This window comes from Streptomyces sp. NPDC003032 (genome assembly GCF_053591415.1).
Genome location: NZ_JBSFTT010000109.1, coordinates 1 through 3,207, shown reverse-complemented (window position 1 = coordinate 3,207; position 3,207 = coordinate 1). Strand labels below are relative to the sequence as shown.

Genomic DNA, 3,207 nt, shown 5'->3' with positions numbered 1-3,207 from the left:
AACTGGCGACCTCGCGTAATCGGGAGTCGCGTATTCCTCAGCTGTTGAGGGCTCGGGGTCACCGTGAGTGGTCGCCGGGTGCGTAGTGCTGCCAGGTTCCTCCGGCTTCGGCTGCGAGCTGGGCTGTGGTGTCGTCGTGGTAGCCGAGCATGCGGGCGACCACGGGTGCGGGGGCTTGGAGGACGAGGTGGCGGATCGCCGCCGTGCGCCCTCTCTGAGTGGGGAAGTCCAGGTGGCGAAGTCGGAGTTCGAAGGTGGCCGGGGTCAAGGGTTGCCCGGCTCGTCGGCCGGGGAAGAGCCATCGGGCGTCCGGGTTGGACGCGATCATGGTGTTTGGCCGTTGGCCCAGGTAGCTCAGCAGCATTCCGGCGAAAGGTGCCGGGACGGGCGAGGGTGGGTCACCGAGCCGGACCAGGACCTCATCGTCTTCTTGGAGGACATCGTCGATGGTGAGCTGGGCGATCCGGGTAAGCGGTTGCGCGTAGAGAAGGACGAGCACGGCGGCCACGCGGTCCTGGAGCGGTGTGTCGTCGCGGGTCACGAGCTGTCGCAGCAGTGTGAGCCGTTGGTGCTGGGCGAGTGGGGCGGGGTTGCTTGTGGAGCGGTGCGGGACTGCGACCTTCGGCATGTGCTTAGACCGTATTGCCCACCGCAGGAAGGCGTGGGTGAGGCGCCGGGCGACATAGCCGCCCGCGTACCAGGTGTCGACATCAGCCTGGGTGCAGTCGGCGAGGGTCCGTCCACGCTCGGCAAGTTGATCGAGGAAGGCGGCCGCGAGGTGGATTTCGCCGCGGGCCTGCTGGATCTGCTTGCCGGTGAGTGGGCCGCGGCCAGACAGGGTGTTCAGACGGCGCTGGACGTGCCAGGTGGCGAAGAGCTGCAACAGCTGTCGGTGCCCGGCATTGGCGACGGCGGGCAGCTTCTCGGTGAGCCATCGTTGGAACAGCAGCAGATGCCGGTCGGCCGGTGGCAGGACCCCGGCTTGGATGAGCAGATCACGCAGGTAGGCCACTGAACGCCAGGGGGTGAGCTGGCTCAAGCCCTCATGGGTGAGCGGGACCTCACCGCAGGCCAAAGCCCGTAAATTCCGCTGGACGTGTGGCTTACTTGTCCAGGTCAGGGCGCCCTTCGGGCGGCGCGTTTGCCGCAGGGCGTCAAACATCGGAAGCAGCTCGGCGCGGATGGAGCCGGTGCCGCTGTCAAGGAGTTCGTGGAGGCGTTCGGCCAGCACACATTGGCCGCAGATTCCTCGCCGGTAGCGCCTTGCTTCTCGTCCGCACTGTTCGCAGGTGAAGTCGCCGAGGCCGCCGGCGCAGTCGGTGCAGAGCTTGCCGCCGTCCGGCGCGAGGCCAGGAGTCAGCCGCTCGGCACCGCAGGCGACGCAGGTCCCATAGGTCTCCAGCGCGTGGTCGTAGCAGGCAGCGCAGAGGTAGCCCTCGGGCCAGTGGGCCGTCCCGAGGCGGACAGCTCGGTTGCAGCGGGAGCAGAACAGGTCCTCGGCTCGGACGCGGGTGCGGCTCATCCTTCCGGCCGGATGCGGGCGCGCTTGGGACGGACCGCCGACAGGTCGACGACCGCATCGCCGGTGGCGACCCTGCGGACGGTGGCGTTCTCTGCCCTGGTGGCGATCAGGTCGGCCGGGGTGCAGTCGAAGATGTCGCAGAGGGCAGCCAGGACCGGGAGCGACAGCCGTTCGGGGGTGCCGGTGACGAGCCGGTGGACCTGGGAGAGCGAGAGGTTGATGCCGCGCTCGGCGAGGGGCGGGGCGAGCTCACTGGTGGTGAACATTCCGGCGGTGGCCATCTTCTCGCGCAGTCGCCACTGGTAGCTGACCTGGCGTTTCATCGGGCCCTCCTCGCGGGCTTGAGTGCGGCCTCGATGGTGGCGTCCAGCGCCCGGCGCAGGGTGCGGGTGCGGAAGTCGGAGGACACGCAGGTGTAGATGGAGGTGGTGGAGGCGTGGTCGTGGCCGGCCTGTTGCTGGACGAAGAGGGGATCCATGCCGTCTTCGATCAGGTGGGTGACGTAGGACCTGCGTAGCGAGTGGAAGTCCAGGACCGGGTCCAGGCCGAGGTCGTCGCGGTAGGCGGCGAAGCGGGAGTCCAGCCGTTGCAGGCCCACTCGCCGCCCACGTTCGGACGGCCACAGGGCTGACCCGTCCGCGTGCCGCATGGCGGGCCGGACCTCGCTCGTCCATTGGTCGAGGATTTCGGCTGACCACTCCCACACCGTCAGCACGCTGCGGCGTTTGGGCGGCGAGCCCTTCTTCGCTTTGCCGTGGCGGACGTAGCAGATGCCGAACTCGCCGAACTCCGCTCCTTCGGGGTTGCGGCCGAAGTCCGCGGTGTCCAGCATCCGGGTCTCGTTGCGGCGCAGTCCGAATGCGTACGCGGTCTTGAACAGCATCGCGTCGCGGAAGGCTGGCAGCCAGCCCTTGCGGCCACGTCCTCGGACGCGCTCGACCTGGTCGTCGGCGTGGTCGAAGAATGTCTGCAACTCGTCCCGGGTGAAGGCCCGTTTCGGGGCTTCTGCCTCGCACTCCTGTATGTGCACGGCGGTGTTCCACTCGTGGCAGACCTGGATCGGATGAGTACCGAAGCGGCGTTCGCACTCGGTCGCCCACTCGTAGGCCGGGTCGGTGGTGTAGTCGCAGAACAGCCGTACCGCTTCCTGGTAGCCCCGGAGTGTCGAACGTCCGCAGCCGTGAACCGACCGCAGGTCGCCGAACCACTCGTCGGCCAGCGGTGAGGACCAGTTCCACGGGAAGGCGTCGGCGTGAGCGGCGAACGCCCGGACCTTTCGCTCGCGGCCGTTGATGGTCGACAGCGCGAGGTTCCGGGCCAGTTGCTGGTTGCGCCAGCCGTCCAGCATCGCTTCGAAGACTTGCTCGTCCGGCCGGAGCAGCGGCACCCCGTCGGCCAGGTGAAGTCGCGCGGCCCCCGGCGCCGCCCTGTTGTCGCTCACCACATTGTCACGCTCCGTAGATCGCATTCGCCGCGAGAATCTCGCATCAGATGCGAAGCGTGGAGCGGAACGGCAGGTCAGCCATCCGATCGAGTGAAGCGCAACGACATGGGCCCGCTCTGTCAGCTACCGTCCCAACAGGTCATGGTGGACCGTCTACCTGCTGATCAGCAGCTTCAAAGCCCACCTGACCAACACGGCGCAAGATGCCGCCAGTTCGCATCGGATGCGATAGGCGTCGGTT

General features: G+C 67.8%; 3 protein-coding genes. All 3 read right to left on the bottom strand.

Going from position 1 to position 3,207, the window contains the following annotated elements; translation table 11 throughout:
* Positions 1 to 58 precede the first annotated feature (58 nt).
* Genes ACWDZ7_RS42675 through ACWDZ7_RS42665 form a run of 3 tightly spaced genes read right to left on the bottom strand, consistent with a single transcriptional unit; the run spans position 59 to position 2,963 of the window.
* Positions 59 to 1,522: a hypothetical protein gene (locus ACWDZ7_RS42675; protein WP_451804334.1), complete on the bottom strand. Its 1,464-nt coding sequence runs from the start codon at positions 1,520 to 1,522 to the stop codon at positions 59 to 61.
* The gene (locus tag ACWDZ7_RS42670; protein WP_266792691.1) at positions 1,519 to 1,845 is read right to left on the bottom strand and encodes a helix-turn-helix domain-containing protein; all 327 of its coding nucleotides are present in this window, start codon (positions 1,843 to 1,845) and stop codon (positions 1,519 to 1,521) included. The genes ACWDZ7_RS42675 and ACWDZ7_RS42670 overlap by 4 nt, the downstream gene beginning before the upstream one ends.
* Positions 1,842 to 2,963: a tyrosine-type recombinase/integrase gene (locus ACWDZ7_RS42665; protein WP_451804332.1), complete on the bottom strand. Its 1,122-nt coding sequence runs from the start codon at positions 2,961 to 2,963 to the stop codon at positions 1,842 to 1,844. The genes ACWDZ7_RS42670 and ACWDZ7_RS42665 overlap by 4 nt, the downstream gene beginning before the upstream one ends.
* Between the last annotated feature and the right edge of the window lie 244 nt (positions 2,964 to 3,207).

Excerpts from the sequence above, each read along its gene's own strand:
- ACWDZ7_RS42675 (WP_451804334.1), bottom strand. The coding sequence starts at position 1,522 with ATGAGCCGCACCCGCGTCCGAGCCGAGGACCTGTTCTGCTCCCGCTGC.
- ACWDZ7_RS42670 (WP_266792691.1), bottom strand. The coding sequence starts at position 1,845 with ATGAAACGCCAGGTCAGCTACCAGTGGCGACTGCGCGAGAAGATGGCC.